Genomic DNA, 19155 nt, shown 5'->3' on the forward strand with positions numbered 1-19155 from the left:
ATGTGTCTAGAATCCGCCCATGACACCCCTCGCCCGCCTGTTGCTCCTTCCCGCTCTGGCATTGACCAGCCTGGCCGCCTCCGCCGCACCGGTGCGCTATGCGCTGGATCAGGTGCACACCCGCGTGTTGTTTGCAGTCGAACATGCCGGCTTTTCCAAGGCATTGGGCACCGTGTCGGGCAGTAGCGGCACCCTGGTGTTCGACCCGGACGACTGGGCAGCCGCGCGGCTGGACGTGACCGTGCCGCTGCACCGCGCCGACCTGGGCGATGCCAAGTGGAACGAGGCCACCCTGGCACGTAACCTACTCGACGCCGAGCGCTTTCCCGACGCGCATTTCGTCTCCACGCGCGTGGAGGCCAGCGGCGAGAACCACGCCAAGGTCACCGGCAACCTGACCCTGCACGGCGTCACCCGCCCGGTGACCTTGGACGTTACCCTCAACGCACTCAAACGCCATCCGCTGCCGCCGTTTCGCCGCACTGTCGGGTTCTCGGCAACCGCCACGCTGAGTCGGGCGGAGTTCGGCATCGATGCGTGGAAATCGATGATCGGCGACAGCGTGGAACTGCGCATTGAAGCCGAAGCCGTGCGCGAAGGCCGTGCCGACGACGACGCAGCGCCACCGCAAGCCGAACCTGCCACCACTGACGCGCCCGCAAGCCAGGAATCGGGAACATGAGCCTGAAAAATAGCGAGCGCTGGGGCGGTGTCAGCCAGACCCTGCATTGGCTGATCGCCTTGCTGATTCTGGTGCTGGGCATCGTCGGTCTGACCATGGGCGAGCTGCCCAAGACACCGAAATACTTCTGGGTCTATACCGCGCACAAATCGGTGGGGCTGACCGTGCTGGCGCTGGTGATCGCGCGGCTGGGTTGGCGTCTGTATGCGGGCGCGCCGCCGCCGGTGGCGGGCACCCCGCGCTGGCAGGAACGGATCGCCGGGCTGACCCACTGGCTGCTGTACGCAATGATCTTCGCCATGCCGCTTTCTGGCTGGTTGTACGACTCCAGCAGCGGTTTGCGCCCGTTCCGCTGGTTCGGCCTGTTCGCGGTGCCCAAGCTCAGCGGCCCGGACGAGCAGCTACGCGCCACCTCCCATGCCATCCACGAGTGGGGCTTCTGGCTGTTGATCGCTGTCGTGCTGGCACACGCCGGCGCTGCGCTGTACCACCACATTTTCCAGCGTGATGCCACCCTGGCGCGGATGTTGCCGCGCGGCTGGCTGTCCTCCAAACCCTAAGGATTTCCCATGTCGTCCAAGTTGTTCGCCTCTCCCCTGCTGGTCGCCGCGTCGCTGGTCGCCACCTTCGCCACCGCGCCGGTGCTGGCCGCCGACTACGTCCAGGCGCCCGGCTCGTCGCTGGTGTTCGCCAGCAAGTACGACGGCGAAGTATTCACCGGCAAGTTCCCCGGTTTCGACACCACGCTGAGTTTCGATCCGGCCAATCTGGCCGCCGCCAAGCTCGATGTGCGCATCCCGCTGGCCAGCGCGATCAGCGGCAATAACGATCGCGATTCGACCCTGCAAGGCCCGGACTTTTTCAACGTCGCCAAGTTCGCCACCGCGCGCTATCGCGCCGACAAGTTCCGTGCGCTCGGCGGCAACCAGTACGCGGCCGACGGCACCCTGGAACTGCGCGGCGTCAACAAGCCGGTCACGCTGACATTCACCTGGACACCGGGCGCGCAGCCCGTGCTGGCCGGCAAGGCATTGGTGAAGCGGCTGGACTTCGGCGTGGGCGGTGGCGACTGGGCCGACACCAAGACCATCCCCAACGAAACCGCGATCAGCACCAAGGTCGTGTTGAAGGCGAAGTAAGGCCACAGGCCGCAACCGGACGCGGCCACTGAGCGGCGGACTACCTCGTCGGGTCCGCCGCTTTTTTATGCCCGCATGCGGGATGACACCGCACGACAGCTAGACTTGGCGTCTACTCAGGGACGCCGCCAATGCGCACACATGGAACGTTGACCCGCTGGAATACCGACCGCGGCTTCGGCTTCATCACCCCTGCTCAACCGGGCGATGACGTGTTCGCGCACATTTCTGCGTTTGCGCGCAGCGCCGAGGCGCCACGTATCGGCGAAGTGGTCTCTTTCGAAACCGAGCCGGGTCCGGATGGTCGCCCGCGCGCGGTGCGGGTCGTGCGTGCCGGTACGCACGCGCCAAAACACAACGCCCCTGCACGACGCAATACGACACGCACGCCGCCGGCAAAAGGGCAGATCGGGCTTGGCAAGGCCTTGCTCATGATGCTGGCGCTCGGTTGCGGGGCGTTTGCCTATCAGCAGCGCGATTACTTGATCGATGTGTTCACCCCGACACCGGTATTGGAGCAAACGTCGTCGCCAACGCCGTCCGTAGCAACCGCTCCCGCGTCTGCGCCCACCGCGCAATACAGCTGTGGCGGGCGCACGCGTTGCACACAGATGAGTTCCTGCGCCGAAGCTACTTACGTACTGCAGCATTGCCCGAATACCGCAATGGACGGCGACCACGATGGTGTGCCGTGCGAGGACCAGTGGTGCCGTTGAATCAATGCGGCTGACACCTTGGACGGTCGGCCGACAAGAATCGTGTGTTAGCCGCGTCTTGCTAGATGCAGTCAAAAGCCCAGGTCAAACGCCGAGTCGGTCGCGCGATCGGTACCCTCACCGCTCGCGGGACACGCCGCGAGTACGCCCGTGTAAGGCTAGGTGGCGGCATCCATGCCGCCACCCGGTCCCGCAATCGGCAAGGACACCGCAGCAGAGAGTGAGTCGGTGGCTTTTTTTAAAGCCATGCACCCCGACACTCTCGACGGGTCCCTGCCCGCCCACCCTCGCGGGACCTTACGCGGCATGCATGCCGCGTAAGAGCTTACAAGGACGTACTTGCAGCGTGTCCCGCGAGGGTGGGTGGGCAAGGACCCTGCAGCCAAGTCGCAGACCCGCAGCTCCGCACCAGACCGGCGTGAAGTCGTTTTCAGCCGCTCCAAATCAATAAGCTGGCGCGTATCGCATGCGCACACGCCGCATCAGCGTGTAGCGGCGTTCAACCACGCGCGCAACCGCACGCCATCGAACGGCCAGTCCAGCTCGCGTCCGTGCACGTCGCGCAACACCGGCACACGTAAGCCATAAGCGGCCTCAAGCGCCACATCGTCGTCGATAAACACGCTACTGAACTCGCCGGCACGTGCCTGCGCCAGTACTTCCACCGCCAGGTCGCAGAGGTGGCAATCGTCGCGCTGGTACAGGGTCAGGGCCATCGAACAGGTCTCATGCTGCGCTGCAGCCGTGCCGCAATCGTCGAGCGACTAGAATAGCCGCCTTTACGCTCACCTCTCCGGCACCCATGGCTGTCAGCACGTTCGACCTGTTCAAGATCGGCATCGGTCCGAGTTCCTCGCACACCGTGGGGCCGATGCGCGCCGCCGAGCGTTTCGTGCATCGCTGGTTGCTCGATGCCGGCCGCCTGCAGGATGTGGTGCGCATCCGCGCCGAGGTGTTCGGCTCGCTGGCGCTGACCGGCCGCGGCCACGGCACCGACAAGGCGTTGCTGCTCGGGCTGGAAGGCCATCGCCCCAACCTGATCGACCCGGACGTCATTCCTGCCACGCTCGATCGTATCCGCAGCAGCAAGCGCATCACACTGATGGGGCAGCACGAGATCGGCTTCGACGAAAAGCGCGACCTGCCGATGAACAAGCGGCAGAAGTTGCCTTACCACACCAACGGCATGCGCTTCACTGCCTACGATGCCGATGAAGGCGTGATCGCTACCCGCGATTACTACTCGGTGGGCGGCGGATTTGTGGTCAATCAGGACGACGCCGCCGACGACCGCATCGTGGCCGACGAAACGCCGCTGCCGTATCCGTTTCTCAGTGGCGACGAACTGCTGGCCCAATGCGCACGCAGCGGTCTGAGCATCGCCGCGCTGATGTTCGAAAACGAAAAGAGCTGGCGCAGCGAAGACGAAATCCGCGCCGGCCTGCGCGAACTGTGGGTGGCGATGCAGTCCTGCGTGGAGCGCGGTATCCGCCAGGAAGGCACGTTGCCCGGTGGATTAAACGTGTCGCGTCGCGCGCCGGCACTGTATCGCGAGCTCTCATCCAAACCCGAAGCGGCCATGCGCGACCCACTGACCACGCTGGATTGGGTCAACCTGTACGCACTCGCGGTCAACGAAGAAAACGCAGCCGGCGGCCGCGTGGTCACCGCGCCGACCAATGGCGCGGCCGGCATCATTCCCTCGGTGTTGCATTACTTCGATCGTTTTTGCGCCGGCGCGTCCGAACAACGCATCTTCGACTTCCTGCTCACCGCAGCGGCCATCGGCATCTTGTACAAGGAAAACGCCTCGATCTCCGGCGCCGAAGTCGGTTGTCAGGGCGAAGTGGGCGTGGCCTGTTCGATGGCAGCCGGCGGCCTGGTTGCCGCACTTGGCGGCAACCCGGGCCAGATCGAAAACGCCGCCGAAATCGGCATGGAACACAACCTCGGCCTGACCTGCGATCCGATCGGTGGCTTGGTGCAGATCCCGTGCATCGAACGCAATGCGATGGGCGCGGTGAAGGCAATCAACGCCAGCCGTATGGCGATGCGCGGCGACGGCAAGCACAAGGTCTCGCTGGACAAGGTCATCAAGACCATGCGCGACACCGGCCGCGACATGCAGGACAAATACAAGGAAACCAGCCGCGGCGGCCTGGCGGTGAACGTGATCGAGTGCTGAGTCTGCCGATAGCATTTTGATGCGGCGTCTGTGCCCAGCATTGGAATGCGTTTGTGCGTCGTAGCGAAATGCAGGGACTAGCCGCGCCGCGGTGAGCGCAAGGCGTGGTCGGTCTGCACGATGCAGCAAGCGCAGCGTCCGCGCGCGTCTGCCCGACGCGCAGCGCAAAGCGGCATCTCGACCACGCAGTGCGACACCCACTTGCGTACCACGCTGCCGCCCTGCGCGTCTGGCGAACAACAGCGCTAAATCGCACCTGCGCTTCTTTTGAAAAGTCACACTGCACGTCAGTTTGCCCTGAGAAGACCAGCGACAGCGCGCGCCTCGTTCGCATGGCTCAAGACACCACGCACTGTCTGTAGTTAGCTGAAACCGCAGCAGCGAAAATAGCAAGACGGCATCTGCCCATCCCGCCACGCGCGAAGCTGCTCGAAGGGCGGATGAGGACAACCCGCACGCACCCGCGGCTTCCACCACAACGTGCGCACTGCCGCGGCAACGCCCGGATCCACGCCTCCACCACGGTGCGCCATGTAGCCTTCCCGCACGGATCCCGGATGGAGAAACACGATGCGACACCTCGCCTGTGCACTCGCACTGACCCTGGCCTGCGGCCCGCTGATGGCCCAGCAAGCCAGCTATGGCCCGCGTCTGGAAGGCTTCGATTACCCCTACCCGGTCAAGACCTACGCGTTCACGTCGCAGCAGCAAGCGCTGGAAATGGCGTATCTGGATGTCGCCCCCACCGGCAAGCCGAACGGGCGCACCGCCGTGCTGCTGCATGGCAAGAATTTTTGCGCGGCCACCTGGGAATCCAGCATCGCGGCCCTGAGCCAGGCCGGCTATCGCGTGATCGCGCCGGATCAGGTGGGCTTCTGCAAATCGAGCAAGCCGGCGGCCTACCAGTTCTCGTTTGCGCAGCTCGCCGACAACACACACGCGCTACTGCAAAAGCTGGGGATCGACCGCGCCGTGGTCGTCGGCCATTCGATGGGCGGCATGCTCGCGATCCGCTACGCGCTGATGTACCCGCAGGCCACCGAACACCTCGCCCTGGTCGACCCGATCGGCCTGGAAGACTGGAAGGCCGCCGGCATTCCGTGGCGCAGCGTGGATGCCTGGTACGACAACGAACTCAAGATCAGCTTCGACCGTATCAAGAAGTACCAGATGGACGTGTATTACGCCGGTCAATGGAAGCCCGAATTCGAACGCTGGGCGCGCATGCAGGCAGGCATGTCGCTGGGCGACGGCAAACAGGCGGTCGCCTGGAATCAGGCCCTGACCTACGACATGGTCTTCAACCAACCGGTCGTCTATGAGCTGCCCAAGTTGGCGGTGCCGACCACGCTGTTCATCGGTCTCAAGGACCGCACCGCAATCGGCAAGGACACCGCCCCGCCAGAGGTCAAGGCGCGCGTCGGCGATTACACCAAACTGGGCAAGCAGGCAGCTGCGGCCATTCCGAATGCGACCTTGATCGAATTTGCAGACCTGGGGCACTCGCCGCAGGTGCAGGACCCGGCGCGTTTCAACGCCGCGCTGTTGAAGGCGCTCACGCCGTAACCGCCACAGCGCGCGGCAGACCGATGCCGTGGGTGAATGCCTTGTGCGAACCGCAGCCGGATTGCTCCCGGTTGCGGCCATCGCGCAGCGTTGGTCAGACGATTACTGCAGAAGACGGCTGCAGGCCACCGGGATCGAATCGGTCGGATGCTTGTCGTGACTGAATCGTCGTCTTGCGAGCGACGAGGCGCGTTACAGCGCTGGGAGCCGCACACACGCCGGTCAAGCGACAAGACGCAGAGAACGCGCAGACGTTCTCTCGTCCTCGACCGCCAACACCCCAGACGCCTGCACACAACCCGGACACGCTTGCGAGAGATGCCGCACGTCCGCGACCCCACTCCCCACATCAACCAGCCACGATCCGCAGTACATCGTCCAGCAACGCGGCCGCAGTGACCTCCGCACCCGCACCCGGGCCCTGGATCAACAACGGCTGCTCGCGATAACGGTCGCTGCTGATGGCGACACGGTTGTCGGTGCCGGCGCCACCGGCCAAGGGATGGTCCAACGCAAGCTCACGCAGACCCACGCTTGCGCCATGCGCGTCCACGCGGCCTACAAAGCGCAGACACCGCCCTGCTGCGCGTGCTTGCTGCCAACGCGCGCTCATCTCGGCATCCAGCGCGCCCAATCGCGCGTCCAGTTCAGCGATCGACACGCTGGCCAAGCCGGTGGGCACCAGCGACTCAACATGCACCTGTTCGGCCTCCAGCTGCCAACCGGCCGCACGCGCCAGGATCAACAGCTTGCGCCGCACATCCTCGCCGGACAGATCGATCCGCGGATCCGGCTCGGTGTACCCCGCTGCCACTGCCTCACGCACGCATTGCGAAAACGCGCCGCTGCCGTCGTAGCGATGAAACAGCCATGCCAACGATCCCGACAGCACGCCCTCGATCGAATGAATATGGTCGCCACCTGCCACCAGTGCGCGCACGCTGCTCAACACCGGCAAGCCTGCGCCCACGGTGGCGCTGTCGCCGTAATGCGCACCGCTGGCATGGCGGGCGGCAAGCAGCGCCTGCGCACGCGACAACGCCGTGCCCTGACCCAGCTTGTTGGCGGTGACCACATGCACGCCGCGCCCCAACCACTCCACATGCCAATCGGCCACCACATCGCTGGCCGTGGCATCCACCAGCACGTCACCAGCACGTAGCGCCACGGTTTCGGCCCACGGCTGCAACACCGCCTGGCCACGCGGCGCCGCGTTGGCCTGCAGCAATGCCTGCTCTGCACTCACGCCACAATCCTGAGCGATCCGCGAGTTGGCCAGCCAATCGAAGCGCGGCAACCGCAGCTGGCGTTGCTGCAGGGCGGTGTAGCGCGTCACGAAGGCGCGTCCCACGGTACCAGTACCCAGCAATGCCAAACGTGGCGTGGGGGTGACCGTCGCCGCGGATGCACGTCGCGAAACAGGCAATACGCTGCTCACGCGTCGACCTGTTTGCGGGAGGCCGCAGTCAGGGTCGCTTCGGCACGCGCCAGACCGGCGCGCAGGTCGATCAGCAGGTCTTCGGCCGATTCGATCCCGATCGACAACCGCAACAAACCATCGGAAATTCCGGCCGCCGCACGTGCCTCGGCGGTCATCGCCGCATGCGTCATCGAAGCCGGATGCGCGATCAGGCTTTCCACTCCGCCCAGCGACTCGGCCAGCGTGAAGTAGCGCAGCCCATCGACGAAGGCGCGCACCGCTGCTTCGCCACCATTCAATTCAAAACTCATCATCGCGCCGAAGCCCTTCTGCTGACGCGCCGCCAGCGCATGGCCCGGATGCGATGCCAGTCCCGGGAAATACACCTGGTTGACCACCGCGTGCCCGTCCAGCAACGCAGCGATCGCATCGGCATTTTCCTGATGCACGCGCAGACGCGCATCCAGCGTGCGCAGGCCGCGCAAGGTGAGGAAAGCATCGAACGGCGAGCCGGTCAGGCCCAGCGCATTGGCCCACCACACCAGTTGCTGATGCAGCTCGGCATCGCGCGCCACCACCGCACCACCCACCACATCGCTATGGCCGTTGATGTACTTGGTGGTGGAGTGCAGCACCACGTCGGCGCCGAATTCCAGCGGTTTTTGCAGCGCCGGCGACAGGAAGGTGTTGTCGACCACCGTCAACGCACCCACCTTCTTTGCCGCTTCGATGACAAAGCGCAGATCGGTGATGCGCAGCAGCGGGTTGGACGGGGTTTCGATCAACACCAGCTTGGGCGACTGCGCCAATGCATCGGCCAGCGAGCGCGGGTCGGTGAGGTCTGCAGTGATCAGCGCGAAATGGCCCTTCTTGGCCAGCGCATTGAACAGGCGCCAGCTGCCGCCGTAGGCATCGTGCGGCACCACCAGCGTATCGCCGGGCTGTAACAGCGCATTGAGCACCAGATTGATCGCGCCCATGCCGGTGGAGGTGATCACCCCACCCGCTCCGCCTTCCAGCTCGGCCAACGCTTCGCCCAGCAGATCGCGGGTGGGGTTGCCGCTGCGGGTGTAGTCGTACTGGCGCTTGTTGCCGAACCCATCGAAGGAGAAGTTCGACGACAGCACGATCGGCGGGGTCACCGCACCGTAGGCGGTATCGCGGTCGATGCCCGCGCGCACGGCGGCAGTGGCGGCGGTACAAGGGGCGTCGGCGTGGTCACGATAGCTCATGCGGTTTCTCCGGTGATGCGAAGGGCAGTAGTGAGGATCGCGTCGATGCGATCGATTTCTTTCAGAAAGGCGTCGTGGCCATATGGCGAGCGCAACACACGCAGGCTGCCGCGCGGGCCAAGACCTTCGACCAGGCTGACCATGTCGGCCAACGGCACCAGGCGATCGCCTTCCACCGCCACCACGACGGTGGGCACGCTCACCTGCGCCGGGTCGATACGGTGCAGGTCGATGGATTCGGACAGGCGCAGGTATGCGGTGACCGGCGTACGCGCCACGTACTGCGCACCGGCGGCATCCAGATAGTCTTCGGCGGCTACACGCACGCGGCCATTGATCACTTCCGGCGGCGCATCGAAGCGCTCGCTGAATTCTTCCGGCGTGCGATAGCTGAGCATCGCGAACTGCCGCGCCAGCGCCAGCCCGTGATTTTCCGCGCATTGCAGCTGGCCCAGCGCCACTGCGCGGCGCTGCAGTGCGCGCCATGCCGCGGCATAGGGATGTGCGCGATGCGCCCCGCTCACCGCAATCAAGGTGCCCACGCGGCCAGCATGACGGGTGGCGAATTGCAGCCCGACCAGCGCGCCATACGAGTAACCGACAAAGCCGTGCAGGCGGGCGATTCCCAGCGCGTCCAGCAGCGCCGCAATCGCGTCGGCCTGGTCGGCGGTATCGATCGGCGCATCCAGCGTGCCATCGGCACCGAGAAAGTCGAATGCCAACAGACGGCGCGATGCAGGATCCAGCGCGCGGCCCGCACCGACCTGGCCATCCACCCAGCCTTTTCGGGGAACACATCGCTGGCCGCAAGATGCCGATGGGCGGAGATGCCGCCGGCAACGAATACCACCGGCGCATTGGCAGCGCCGATCAACTCGTAGCGCAGGCGCACCTCGCGCATACCGGCATGGCGCATCGGCAACGACACGGCAATGTCGCCGCGCAACGCGATGGCGCCGTCGATGTCGGCGGCAGGTGTATCCAGGTAATCAGTGATAGTTGGCGATGCTGTGGTCACGAGGCTCATGGCGATATCCGGGGTGGATCGGCCATCGAGCTTCGCGGGAGCTCGCGTTCGAGGTGCACAAGGCACGATTCGAACCATCTTTCGGCGGACGCGGAGGTCCCCGCAGGATTTGGCACCAAACGCGGGCGCTTGCGCGCTCCGCTGGCTGCCCCGGCATCAAAGGGCCTGTCCCTCCGCCGGTCTCGATGGTGAGGCTAAGATGCCACCGCACTTTTGCGATGTCAATCGCTTCATGCGGATGGAAAGATATATTTTCATTCGATACCACCGGGTACCGTGATGGGCCGCATACTTGCGCCCCCGCTCGCTCAAGCCAATCGCGTGCATCACCGCGTCTTTCGCCCTCTTTCGCCCGCACTTGTTCCGGTGCTGGTTACCGCCCTGCTGGCCGGTGCGCCGCACGCCGCTGCGCAACAACGCTGGCATTGGAACGGCGGCGCGGCACCCGCCTCACCTGCCACCACGCCAGCGCAAACCGCCATTGCCTCAACCGGCACCGGCCCGACCCTGCAACTGGAATGGCAGGCGCCGGTCTATCTGGCGTGGGTGACCAACCCGCTGGCCGGACCTGCGCAGGTCCGGCTGAGTGCGCCGCCCAGCGAGGATTACCGCGCCGTGCCGCAGTTGCCGCTGACGATGTTGCTGGCGGCGAACGAGCGGCACCTGCTGGCGCGGCTGTACCCGGCTAGCAACCAGCGCACGCTGGGTGGGCTGGGACTCAAACTCGACATGGTGCCCGGCGATCCGCTGGCGCAGCCGCAGCCGGTGCGCTACCAGCTGCCGTTCCGCGACGCACCGATACAGGTGGATCAGGGCTTCGGCGGCCAGTTCAGCCATGCCGACCTGCCCAATTGGTATGCAGTGGACTTCGCCCTGCCGCAGGGCACGCCGGTGCTGGCGGCGCGCGAGGGCATGGTCATGGAAATACGCCAGGACGTTGCCGAAGGCAGCGCCCACGACCCCAGCGCCGGCGGCGGCAACCTGGTGCGGGTGCTGCACGCCGACGGCAGCATGGCGCTGTATGCCCATCTGGCCCCGAACGGGGTAGCGGTCCGCCCCGGCCAGCGGGTCGGCACCGGCGAGCGGCTGGGCGCCTCCGGCACTACCGGTTACAGCACCGCCGCGCACCTGCATTTTTCGGTGCAGCGCAACGCCGATCTGCAGCTGGTGTCGGTGCCGTTCCGCATGCTGGGCCCGCAAGGCGAGCTGCACTTTCCCTCGCCGGCCCCGTAGCGCCCGGCCGCCGGCACAGCGGCCCGATGCCGCCTGGCCGCGGGTCCGTAAAAGCCCCCTGCGCCGAAGCCGCTATAATCATCGGCTTCCTCAGTTTCCGCAGGCGTCCGACCGGGCGCGCCCCGCCCATGTCCGAAGTCTCCAACGAAGCCGCGCGCCGCCGCACCTTTGCGATCATTTCCCACCCCGACGCCGGCAAGACCACGCTGACCGAAAAGCTGCTGCTGTTCGGCGGCGCGATCCAGATGGCCGGCTCGGTGAAGGGCCGCAAGGCCGCCCGCCATGCCACCTCGGACTGGATGGCGCTGGAAAAGGAGCGCGGCATCTCGGTGACCTCCTCGGTGATGCAGTTCCCGTACGAGGGCAAGGTGATCAACCTGCTCGACACCCCCGGCCACGCCGACTTCGGCGAGGACACCTATCGCGTGCTCACCGCGGTGGACTCGGCGCTGATGGTGATCGACGTCGCCAAGGGCGTGGAAGAACGCACCATCAAGTTGATGGAAGTCTGCCGCTTGCGCGACACGCCCATCATGACCTTCATCAACAAGCTCGATCGCGAGGGCAAGAACCCGATCGACCTGCTGGATGAAGTGGAAACCGTGCTCGGCATCCAATGCGCGCCGGTGACCTGGCCGATCGGCATGGGCCAGCGCCTGAAGGGCGTGGTGCATCTGATCACCGGCGAGGTGCATCTGTACGAACAGGGGCGCAACTTCACCCGTCAGGATTCGACCATCTTCCCGTCGCTGGATGCGCCGGGCCTTGCCGCCAAGATCGGCGAGCAGATGCTGGCCGAACTGCGCGACGAGCTGGAACTGGTGCAAGGCGCCAGCAACGCCTTCGATGTGGATGCCTATCGCGCCGGCCAGCAGACACCGGTGTTCTTTGGCTCCGGCGTCAATAATTTCGGCGTGCAGCCGCTGCTGGACTTCTTCATCGAACACGCCCCGCCGCCGCAGGCGCGCGACACCACCGGCCGCCGCGTCGAGGCCACCGAAGCCAAACTCAGCGGCTTCGTGTTCAAGATCCAGGCCAACATGGACCCGCAGCATCGCGACCGCGTGGCCTTCATGCGCGTGTGCTCGGGCAAGTTCACCGCCGGCATGAAGACCCTGCACGTGCGTAGCGGCAAGGACGTCAAGCTCGCCAACGCGCTGACCTTTATGGCCTCCGACCGCGAGATCGCTGCCGAAGCCTGGCCGGGCGATGTGATCGGCATCCACAACCACGGCACCATTTCCATCGGCGACACCTTCACCGAAGGCGAATCGCTGTCGTTCACCGGCATTCCGAACTTCGCGCCGGAACTGTTCCGCCGCGCGCGCCTGCGCGACCCGCTCAAGCTCAAGCAGTTGCAAAAGGGCCTGGCGCAGCTGTCCGAAGAGGGCGCCACACAGTTCTTCCGCCCGTTGATGAGCAACGATCTGATCCTGGGCGCGGTGGGTGTGCTGCAGTTCGACGTGGTGGCCTACCGGCTCAAGGACGAATACGGCGTGGATGCGATCTTCGAGCCGGTAAGCGTCACTACCGCGCGCTGGGTGCAGTGCGACAACGCCAAGAAGCTTGAGGAATTTCGCGAGAAAAACGCCGGCAATCTGAGCATCGATGCGGCCGGCCAGCTGGTCTATCTCGCCCCCACGCGCGTCAACCTGCAGCTGGCGCAGGAACGTGCGCCGGATGTGCGCTTCTCGGCGACGCGCGAACATGCGCACGCCAAGGCCATCGATTGAGCCGCGCTTAACGGGAAAAACGCTACGCGACTGCTGGCGATGCGAATTGCTCGCAGTTGCGCTACATTTTTGGCATGAATGCAGACGCTTCCCCCTCGACCGACCTGCGCGACGAAATCGCCAGTGCGCTGACCCATGGCCTGGGCGCCATTGCCGCATTGACCGGTGGCTCGGTGCTGATCACGCTGGCAGCCATCTATGGCGATGGCTGGCAGCTGGCCACCTCCATCGTCTTCAGCGCCACGCTGGTGCTGCTCTACGTCGCCTCCACGCTGTTCCACGCCATCCCGCATGCCGGTGCCAAGGCACGCCTGCAGGTGCTCGATCACTGCGCGATCTACCTACTGATCGCCGGCACCTACACGCCGTTTACGCTGATCAATCTGCGTGGCACATGGGGTTGGGGATTGTTTGCCGCGATCTGGACCATCGCCGCGGCCGGGGTGATCTTCAAACTGTTTTTCACCGGCCGCTTTCGGTTGCTGTCCACCGTGCTGTACCTGGCGATGGGCTGGCTGATCGTCGTGGCGATCGAACCGCTGTTGCGTTCGGTCGACACCTGGTCGCTGTGCTGGTTGCTCGCCGGTGGGCTCTTCTACACCTTGGGCACCTACTTCTACCAACGCGACACCCAGCGCTATTTCCACGCGATCTGGCATCTGTTCGTGCTGGCCGGCAGCGCCTGCCACTTCGTCGCGGTGATCGAACAGGTGGTGTGATCGTCGTCGCGTTCGCGCGCCGGTCACGAGCCATCGCCAACCATGGGTCGCGTGAACAACGCGCCCCCGACTACTGTCACCCCTTCCGCCCGCACAGCGCGCCGTCGACGCTGGCTGATCGGGCTCGGCAGCGTTATCGCAATCGTGGCGATCCTGCTGCTGCTCTTCGACTGGAACTGGCTACGCGGCCCGGTCGAACGCATGGTCAGCGCCAAGACCGGCCGCGTTTTCCATCTGGGACATCTGGATGTGGACCTGGGCCGCACCACCACCGTTCGCGGCGAGCGCTTGCAGCTGGGTAATGCCGCGTGGTCCAAGCGCGGCGCGATGGCAGAACTGAACGCTGCCGAGATCGATGTCGAACTGTGGCCCCTGCTGCGCGGCAAGGTGCGGCTGCCAGAAATCCGCCTCGATCAGCCCACCGTTCTGCTGGAAGCGGGCAATGAAACGCATCCGGGCAACTGGGTGTTCGATACCCAGAAAGGCGATGGCAGCATGCCGCGGCTCGGACGGCTGCTGGTGACCAAGGGACGGCTGCAATACATCGACGATGCCATGCGTTCCAATATCGATGTGGCCATCGACAGTCTGGCGCCTCCGCGCAGCGACCAACGTGCAGCGCCGATCGGCATCGACGGCAAGGGCCGCTGGAAGGGCTACCCGTTTACGCTGAAAGGCAACACCGCCTCGCCGCTCGAGTTGAGCCAGAGCGAACATCCCTTCCGCATCGATTTGCGCGGCAGTGCCGGCGCCACCCGTACGCACGTGCGCGGCACGCTGACCAATCCGTTTCAGTTCCGCGTCTTCAATTTGCAGATGGCCCTCAGCGGCCAGGACATGCAAGACCTATACCCGCTGACCGGCGTCGCCATGCCATCCACGCCGCCGTACACACTCGACGGCCACCTGCGCCGCGATGGCGATGTATGGCGCTACGAGACGTTCACCGGCACTGCCGGCGACAGCGATCTGTCCGGCACGGCCGAGGTGGACCTGCGCAACAAACGCCCGTTTCTGCGTGCCGATCTCGCATCCAAACGGCTGGATTTCGACGATCTGGCCGGCTTTGTCGGTGCACCGCCCAAGACCGGCGCGAACGAATCGGCTAATGCGGAGCAGAAAAAGCAGGCGGCGCAACTTGCCGCCAGCGCGCGCATCCTGCCGACCACGCCCTACGACCTGTCCAAACTGCGCGCGATGGATGCGCAGGTGCGTTGGCGCGCGCAGCGCATCAATGCGCCGTCCTGGCCATTGGACGACATGGATGCGTCGTTGACATTGAAGGATGGTCTGCTGCAACTGGACCCGCTCAACTTCGGCGTGGCCGGCGGAGATATCCGTTCGACCATCCGCATGGACGCGCGCAACCCCGTCATCACCACGCAGCTGAAGGCCGGCATTCGCGGCATTCGGCTGGACCGGCTATTTCCAGACGCCACGCTCGCCAAACAGGCCTCAGGCGCAATCGGTGGTGAGCTGGACCTGCGTGGCCGCGGCAATTCGATTGCGGCGATGCTCGGCAGCGCTGACGGCTCGATTGGCGTTGGCATGGGCCGCGGTCATGTCGGCAACCTGATCATGGAACTGGCCGGTCTGGACATCGCCGAATCGCTGAAGTATCTGATCATCAAGGATCGTCAGATCCCGGTGCGTTGCATGTTCGGCGATTTCGGCGTCAAGGACGGACTCATGCAGTCGCGTGCCCTGGCGTTTGACAGCACCGACACCATCATCGTCGGCGAGGGCAACATCAGCCTCAAGAACGAGACGCTCGATTTGCTGCTGCGCCCACGCCCGAAAGATCGCAGCATTCTGAGCCTGCGTTCGCCGTTGCGGATTGCCGGGACCTTCAAGGACCCGAGCTTCCGCCCGGATTTCAAGGCACTCGGGCTACGCGGCGCGATTGCTGTCGCACTCGCCACCATTGCACCGCCCGCAGCATTGCTTGCCACCTTCGAACCCGGCCCGGGCAAGGACAGCGATTGCGGCGGCAAGTACGTGCAGTGATCGCGCTGGGTCGTGTGACGCTTGGAGCCACTGGCACAACGACTGTGCTCATCGCCAGGCGGGCACGGGGCCAGTGCTCGGTGCGGCATGTACCGCTGGTGCATGCCGGTTCTGAGCGCACCATCCGCACCCACCTGACGAGTGCTCGCAACATTTTTTAGGCACTCTTAAGACTGCACTCGACGTGCATGCGCCGACCCCACTGGCACGATCAGCCGGCTGGCAGACTACACCTGCCGCCAACCGGGATAGCGCTCAGCTGGCGATATAGCGCTGCAATTGGTCGATATCGTGCTGCTGCGCTTCGATCACCGCCTTGACCAGATCGCCGATGGAGATCACGCCGTGCACGCGGCCGTTCTCGACCACCGGAAGATGCCGAAAGCGGCCGTCGGTCATCAACTGCATGCAGCGCTCCACGGTCTCCGACAGCGACACCGTCACCACCTGAGAACTCATGATCTCCGCCACGCTGGTGGTGGCCGACGAGCGATCGCGCAGCACCACTTTGCGCGCGTAATCGCGCTCGGACACGATGCCGGCGAGTCGCTGGCCATCCATCACCAAGACCGCACCGATGCCCTTTTCGGCCATCAGCCGGATCGCCTCGATCACCGCGGCATCGGCCGCAACTGCGAATACCTCAACCTGTTTGGTCCCCAACAGCTGTCGTACGGTCTGCATGGCCCGCTCCGCGCTTGGTCTGGTCGTCGCAGACTACTCCCACCGCGCCGCGGTGGGTATCGACCAGGTACAACGGACGCTGTTTGGCCTCGTCGTACAGCCGGCCCAGGTATTCGCCGATCAAGCCCAAGGCAATCAGCTGGATGCCGCCCAGAAACAGGATGACTGACATCATGGTCGGCCAACCGGCCACCGGGTCGCCGATCAGCGCCGCCTTGACCACCACCCAGGCGCCGAACAACAGCGCAAGCACTGCGGTGAACAAGCCCAGATACGTCGCCACGCGTAGCGGCGCCGTTGAAAAGCTGGTGATGCCATCCAGCGCCAGATTCCAGAGCCGCCACGCCGTGAACTTGCTGCCTCCAGACAGACGCGGCGCGCGCCGGTACGGCAATGCGACCTGGCGAAACCCTACCCAACCGAACAATCCCTTCATGAAACGGTGGCGCTCGCGCAACTGCTGCAGCGCCTCCACCACGCGTGGCGACAGCAGGCGAAAATCGCCGCTATCGGCTGGAATCGGTGTGCGCGACAGCTGTCCGATGACCCGATAGAACGCGTGCGCAGAAGCACGCTTCATCCAGCTTTCGCCATCACGAAAGACGCGCGTGCCAAAGATGTTGTCGTAGCCGGCACGCCACAATGCAACGAATTCGGGAATCAATTCCGGCGGATCCTGGCCATCGGCATCGAGCAGGACCACCGCACCGGGCAGCACATGGTCCAGGCCTGCGGAAATGGCTACCTCCTTACCGAAATTACGCGACAGCCGCAGCGCGCTGACCTGCGCATCGTCCTGTGCAAGTGCCTGCAGCACATTCCAGGTGCCGTCGGTGCTGCCGTCATCGACATACAGCACATGCGTCTGCAAGCCATGCAAGCGCGCCAGCACCGCACACAGGCGCGGATGCAACAGCGCAATGCTGGTTTCTTCGTTGAACGCCGCAATGACCACCGTGAGACGCTCGGTGGCGGCCGGCAATTGGGCGGTATCGATCGTGCTCACCTCACCGCGCCTGCAGATACGCAGCGCCGCCCAACTGGCGCGCCTGCCGTTGAATCCAGGCGGTGCGCCGCTGCACATACGCGCCCGGCCGGCGCGCATCGTACCGGCGTGGAGAGGGCAATACCGCGGCCAGACGCGCCGACTCGGCCGGCGACAGGCCAGCCGCATCCTTCCCCCAGAACTGCCGCGCAGCCGCCTGCGCGCCGTAGACCCCATCACCAAATTCGGCCACGTTGAGGTACATCTCCAGAATGCGCTGCTTGGGCCAGAACAGCTCGATCAGCACGGTGTACCAAGCCTCCAGGCCTTTGCGCACCCAACTACGGCCCTGCCACAGAAAGACATTCTTGGCGACCTGCTGACTGATCGTGCTGGCGCCGCGCACACGCCCGCCGCGCGCATTGTGATCGCGCGCCTTCTCGATGGCCTGCAGATCGAAACCGTGATGCATTGGAAACTGCTGATCCTCGGCAGCGACCACCGAAATCGGCAGGCTGGCGGCGATCTGATCGTAATCGCGCCACTGCTGGTGCAGGGAAAAACTCCCGTCCCCCTCGCCCCAGGCCTCCAGGTAGCGCCCGACCATCATGCTGCTGATCGGCGGGTCGATCACCCGCAGCACCAGCACCTGCAACACGCTCGCCGCCGCGAACAGCAGCGGCGCCGCCAGGATCCAGCGCAGCCAGCGTCGGCGCCGCGGTGCTGTCACCTGCTTGCCATCCAATGCATCCGTCCCCATTAGTTCGCTTCGACCTTCAATCCCGATGCCTGCCGCATTATCCGGCAACCAGCGTCCCTTACGTCCGATGTCTCCATGACCGATCACGATCAGCTTTCCCGTTTCCTGCTGCCTGCCGCCGGCGTGCGCGGTGTCCACGTGCGTCTGACCAAGGCCTGGCACGACGTTCAGGGCGCCGCCGAGTACCCTCCTGCCGCGCGCCAGCTGCTGGGCGAAGCCGCGGTGGCAGCCGCCCTGTTCACCGGCCACACCAAGGTCGACGGGCGTCTGTCGGTGCAGTTGCGCGGCAACGACACCCTGCGCACCCTGTTTGCCGAATGCACGGCCGCGGGCACCTTGCGCGGCATCGTGCAACTGGCCGAGGGTGCCGACGCGCCCACCGACCTGCGTGAGCTGGGCGAGGCCGCCCTGCTGGCGATCACCATCGAAAACCCCGGACTGGACCCGCGCGAACCGCAGCGCTACCAGAGCCTGGTCGGCATGCAGGCCCCGGATCTGGCCGAAGCCTTCGAAACCTATTTCAAGCAGTCCGAGCAGCTGCCGACCCGCCTGTTGCTGGCCGCTGGCCCGGATCACGCCGCCGGCCTGCTGCTGCAGAAACTGCCTGGCGACGAAGGCGACAACGACGGCTGGACCCGCATCGGCGCCCTGTTCGACACCCTCGGCGCACCCGAGCTGCTGTCAGTGGCTGGCGAAGACCTGCTGCACCGCCTGTTCCACGAAGAAGACCCGCAGTTGTTGGGAGGCAAGCCGCTCAGCTTCGGTTGCTCCTGCTCCCGCGAGCGGGTCGCGTCGATGCTGGAATCGCTGGGTGAAGAAGAGGCGCGCGCAGCCGCTGCAGAAACCGGCGAGGTGGAGGTGCGGTGCGAGTTCTGTGGCCGCGAGTATCACTTTCCGTTGACCGAGTTGGCCGTACTTTTCAGCACGGCGCAGCCCTCTCAGCAGGCGCCGGAACGGTTGCAATAGATAGCATCGGCGGTGCGTTCTGGGGAACGTGACCACTTGTTAAATAATCATAAACGCCCTAGCATTCTCACTGCCCGCTCTCGGGAACTTAACAACTGCCC

At 65.0% G+C, this 19155-nt stretch carries 18 protein-coding genes, 1 other RNA gene and 1 riboswitch; of the genes, 12 read left to right on the top strand and 7 right to left on the bottom strand.

Features of this window, described 5'->3' with window-relative positions; translation table 11 throughout:
- Nucleotides 1-19: 19 nt before the first annotated feature.
- From ACZZ0O_RS21355 to ACZZ0O_RS21370, 4 genes are all read left to right on the top strand, one after another.
- The gene (locus ACZZ0O_RS21355; RefSeq protein WP_463591785.1) at nt 20-682 is read left to right on the top strand and encodes a YceI family protein; all 663 of its coding nucleotides are present in this window, start codon (nt 20-22) and stop codon (nt 680-682) included.
- Complete coding sequence (locus ACZZ0O_RS21360; RefSeq protein ID WP_463591786.1) at nt 679-1242, top strand: cytochrome b; 564 nt, start codon at nt 679-681, stop codon at nt 1240-1242. Before ACZZ0O_RS21355 ends, ACZZ0O_RS21360 begins: the two co-directional genes overlap by 4 nt.
- A 9-nt stretch (nt 1243-1251) precedes the next feature.
- Nucleotides 1252-1821 carry a YceI family protein gene (locus tag ACZZ0O_RS21365; protein WP_463591787.1) on the top strand — a complete coding sequence of 190 codons (570 nt, stop codon included), beginning with the start codon at nt 1252-1254 and terminating at the stop codon, nt 1819-1821.
- Between the two features lie 131 nt (nt 1822-1952).
- Nucleotides 1953-2537, top strand: a complete 585-nt coding sequence (locus ACZZ0O_RS21370; RefSeq protein WP_463591788.1) for a cold shock domain-containing protein — start codon at nt 1953-1955, stop codon at nt 2535-2537.
- 482 nt (nt 2538-3019) lie between these two features.
- On the opposite strand, the gene ACZZ0O_RS21375 is transcribed toward ACZZ0O_RS21370, so the two are convergent.
- Nucleotides 3020-3253: a glutaredoxin family protein gene (locus tag ACZZ0O_RS21375; RefSeq protein ID WP_463591789.1), complete on the bottom strand. Its 234-nt coding sequence runs from the start codon at nt 3251-3253 to the stop codon at nt 3020-3022.
- A gap of 86 nt (nt 3254-3339) precedes the next feature.
- On the opposite strand from ACZZ0O_RS21375, the gene ACZZ0O_RS21380 reads away from it, so the two are divergent.
- Both ACZZ0O_RS21380 and ACZZ0O_RS21385 read left to right on the top strand, forming a co-directional pair.
- Nucleotides 3340-4722: an L-serine ammonia-lyase gene (locus ACZZ0O_RS21380; RefSeq protein ID WP_055849375.1), complete on the top strand. Its 1383-nt coding sequence runs from the start codon at nt 3340-3342 to the stop codon at nt 4720-4722.
- A 570-nt stretch (nt 4723-5292) separates the two neighbouring features.
- Nucleotides 5293-6288, top strand: a complete 996-nt coding sequence (locus ACZZ0O_RS21385; RefSeq protein ID WP_323515400.1) for an alpha/beta fold hydrolase — start codon at nt 5293-5295, stop codon at nt 6286-6288.
- A 349-nt stretch (nt 6289-6637) separates the two neighbouring features.
- On the opposite strand, the gene ACZZ0O_RS21390 is transcribed toward ACZZ0O_RS21385, so the two are convergent.
- The 3 genes from ACZZ0O_RS21390 to metX are packed head-to-tail and all read right to left on the bottom strand — an operon-like array spanning nt 6638 to nt 9785.
- The gene (locus ACZZ0O_RS21390; RefSeq protein ID WP_323515401.1) at nt 6638-7726 is read right to left on the bottom strand and encodes a homoserine dehydrogenase family protein; all 1089 of its coding nucleotides are present in this window, start codon (nt 7724-7726) and stop codon (nt 6638-6640) included.
- A complete protein-coding gene (locus tag ACZZ0O_RS21395) occupies nt 7723-8940 on the bottom strand; it encodes an O-succinylhomoserine (thiol)-lyase (RefSeq protein ID WP_115528609.1) in 1218 nt (405 codons plus the stop codon). Before ACZZ0O_RS21395 ends, ACZZ0O_RS21390 begins: the two co-directional genes overlap by 4 nt.
- Nucleotides 8937-9785: a homoserine O-succinyltransferase MetX gene (metX, locus tag ACZZ0O_RS21400; RefSeq protein ID WP_463602949.1), complete on the bottom strand. Its 849-nt coding sequence runs from the start codon at nt 9783-9785 to the stop codon at nt 8937-8939. The genes ACZZ0O_RS21395 and metX overlap by 4 nt, the downstream gene beginning before the upstream one ends.
- Before the next feature lie 253 nt (nt 9786-10038).
- Nucleotides 10039-10159, bottom strand: a riboswitch (SAM riboswitch).
- Between the two features lie 87 nt (nt 10160-10246).
- On the opposite strand from metX, the gene ACZZ0O_RS21405 reads away from it, so the two are divergent.
- From ACZZ0O_RS21405 to ACZZ0O_RS21425, 5 genes are all read left to right on the top strand, one after another.
- Nucleotides 10247-11200, top strand: coding sequence for a M23 family metallopeptidase (locus ACZZ0O_RS21405; protein ID WP_463591790.1), 954 nt, complete (start codon nt 10247-10249; stop codon nt 11198-11200).
- A gap of 128 nt (nt 11201-11328) precedes the next feature.
- Complete coding sequence (locus ACZZ0O_RS21410) at nt 11329-12933, top strand: peptide chain release factor 3 (protein WP_115528611.1); 1605 nt, start codon at nt 11329-11331, stop codon at nt 12931-12933.
- A gap of 74 nt (nt 12934-13007) precedes the next feature.
- Nucleotides 13008-13652: a PAQR family membrane homeostasis protein TrhA gene (gene trhA / locus ACZZ0O_RS21415; protein WP_463591791.1), complete on the top strand. Its 645-nt coding sequence runs from the start codon at nt 13008-13010 to the stop codon at nt 13650-13652.
- 42 nt (nt 13653-13694) lie between these two features.
- On the top strand, nt 13695-15659 hold the full coding sequence (locus tag ACZZ0O_RS21420; protein WP_463591792.1) for an AsmA family protein: 1965 nt from the start codon (nt 13695-13697) through the stop codon (nt 15657-15659).
- Between the two features lie 87 nt (nt 15660-15746).
- Nucleotides 15747-15822, top strand: a non-coding RNA gene (locus tag ACZZ0O_RS21425) — sX9 sRNA.
- Nucleotides 15823-15914: 92 nt separating this feature from the next.
- On the opposite strand, the gene ACZZ0O_RS21430 is transcribed toward ACZZ0O_RS21425, so the two are convergent.
- From ACZZ0O_RS21430 to mtgA, 3 genes are read right to left on the bottom strand one after another with little or no spacing between them, the layout of a single operon-like run.
- Complete coding sequence (locus ACZZ0O_RS21430; RefSeq protein ID WP_463591793.1) at nt 15915-16343, bottom strand: CBS domain-containing protein; 429 nt, start codon at nt 16341-16343, stop codon at nt 15915-15917.
- Nucleotides 16303-17349 carry a glycosyltransferase family 2 protein gene (locus tag ACZZ0O_RS21435; RefSeq protein WP_115513560.1) on the bottom strand — a complete coding sequence of 349 codons (1047 nt, stop codon included), beginning with the start codon at nt 17347-17349 and terminating at the stop codon, nt 16303-16305. The genes ACZZ0O_RS21430 and ACZZ0O_RS21435 overlap by 41 nt, the downstream gene beginning before the upstream one ends.
- A 1-nt stretch (nt 17350) precedes the next feature.
- Complete coding sequence (mtgA, locus tag ACZZ0O_RS21440; protein ID WP_463591794.1) at nt 17351-18088, bottom strand: monofunctional biosynthetic peptidoglycan transglycosylase; 738 nt, start codon at nt 18086-18088, stop codon at nt 17351-17353.
- Between the two features lie 75 nt (nt 18089-18163).
- Here mtgA and hslO point away from each other — a divergent pair, with 75 nt between their 5' ends.
- Nucleotides 18164-19054: an Hsp33 family molecular chaperone HslO gene (gene hslO, locus ACZZ0O_RS21445; protein ID WP_463591795.1), complete on the top strand. Its 891-nt coding sequence runs from the start codon at nt 18164-18166 to the stop codon at nt 19052-19054.
- Nucleotides 19055-19155 lie beyond the last annotated feature (101 nt).

This window comes from Xanthomonas sp. AC360 (genome assembly GCF_979258225.1).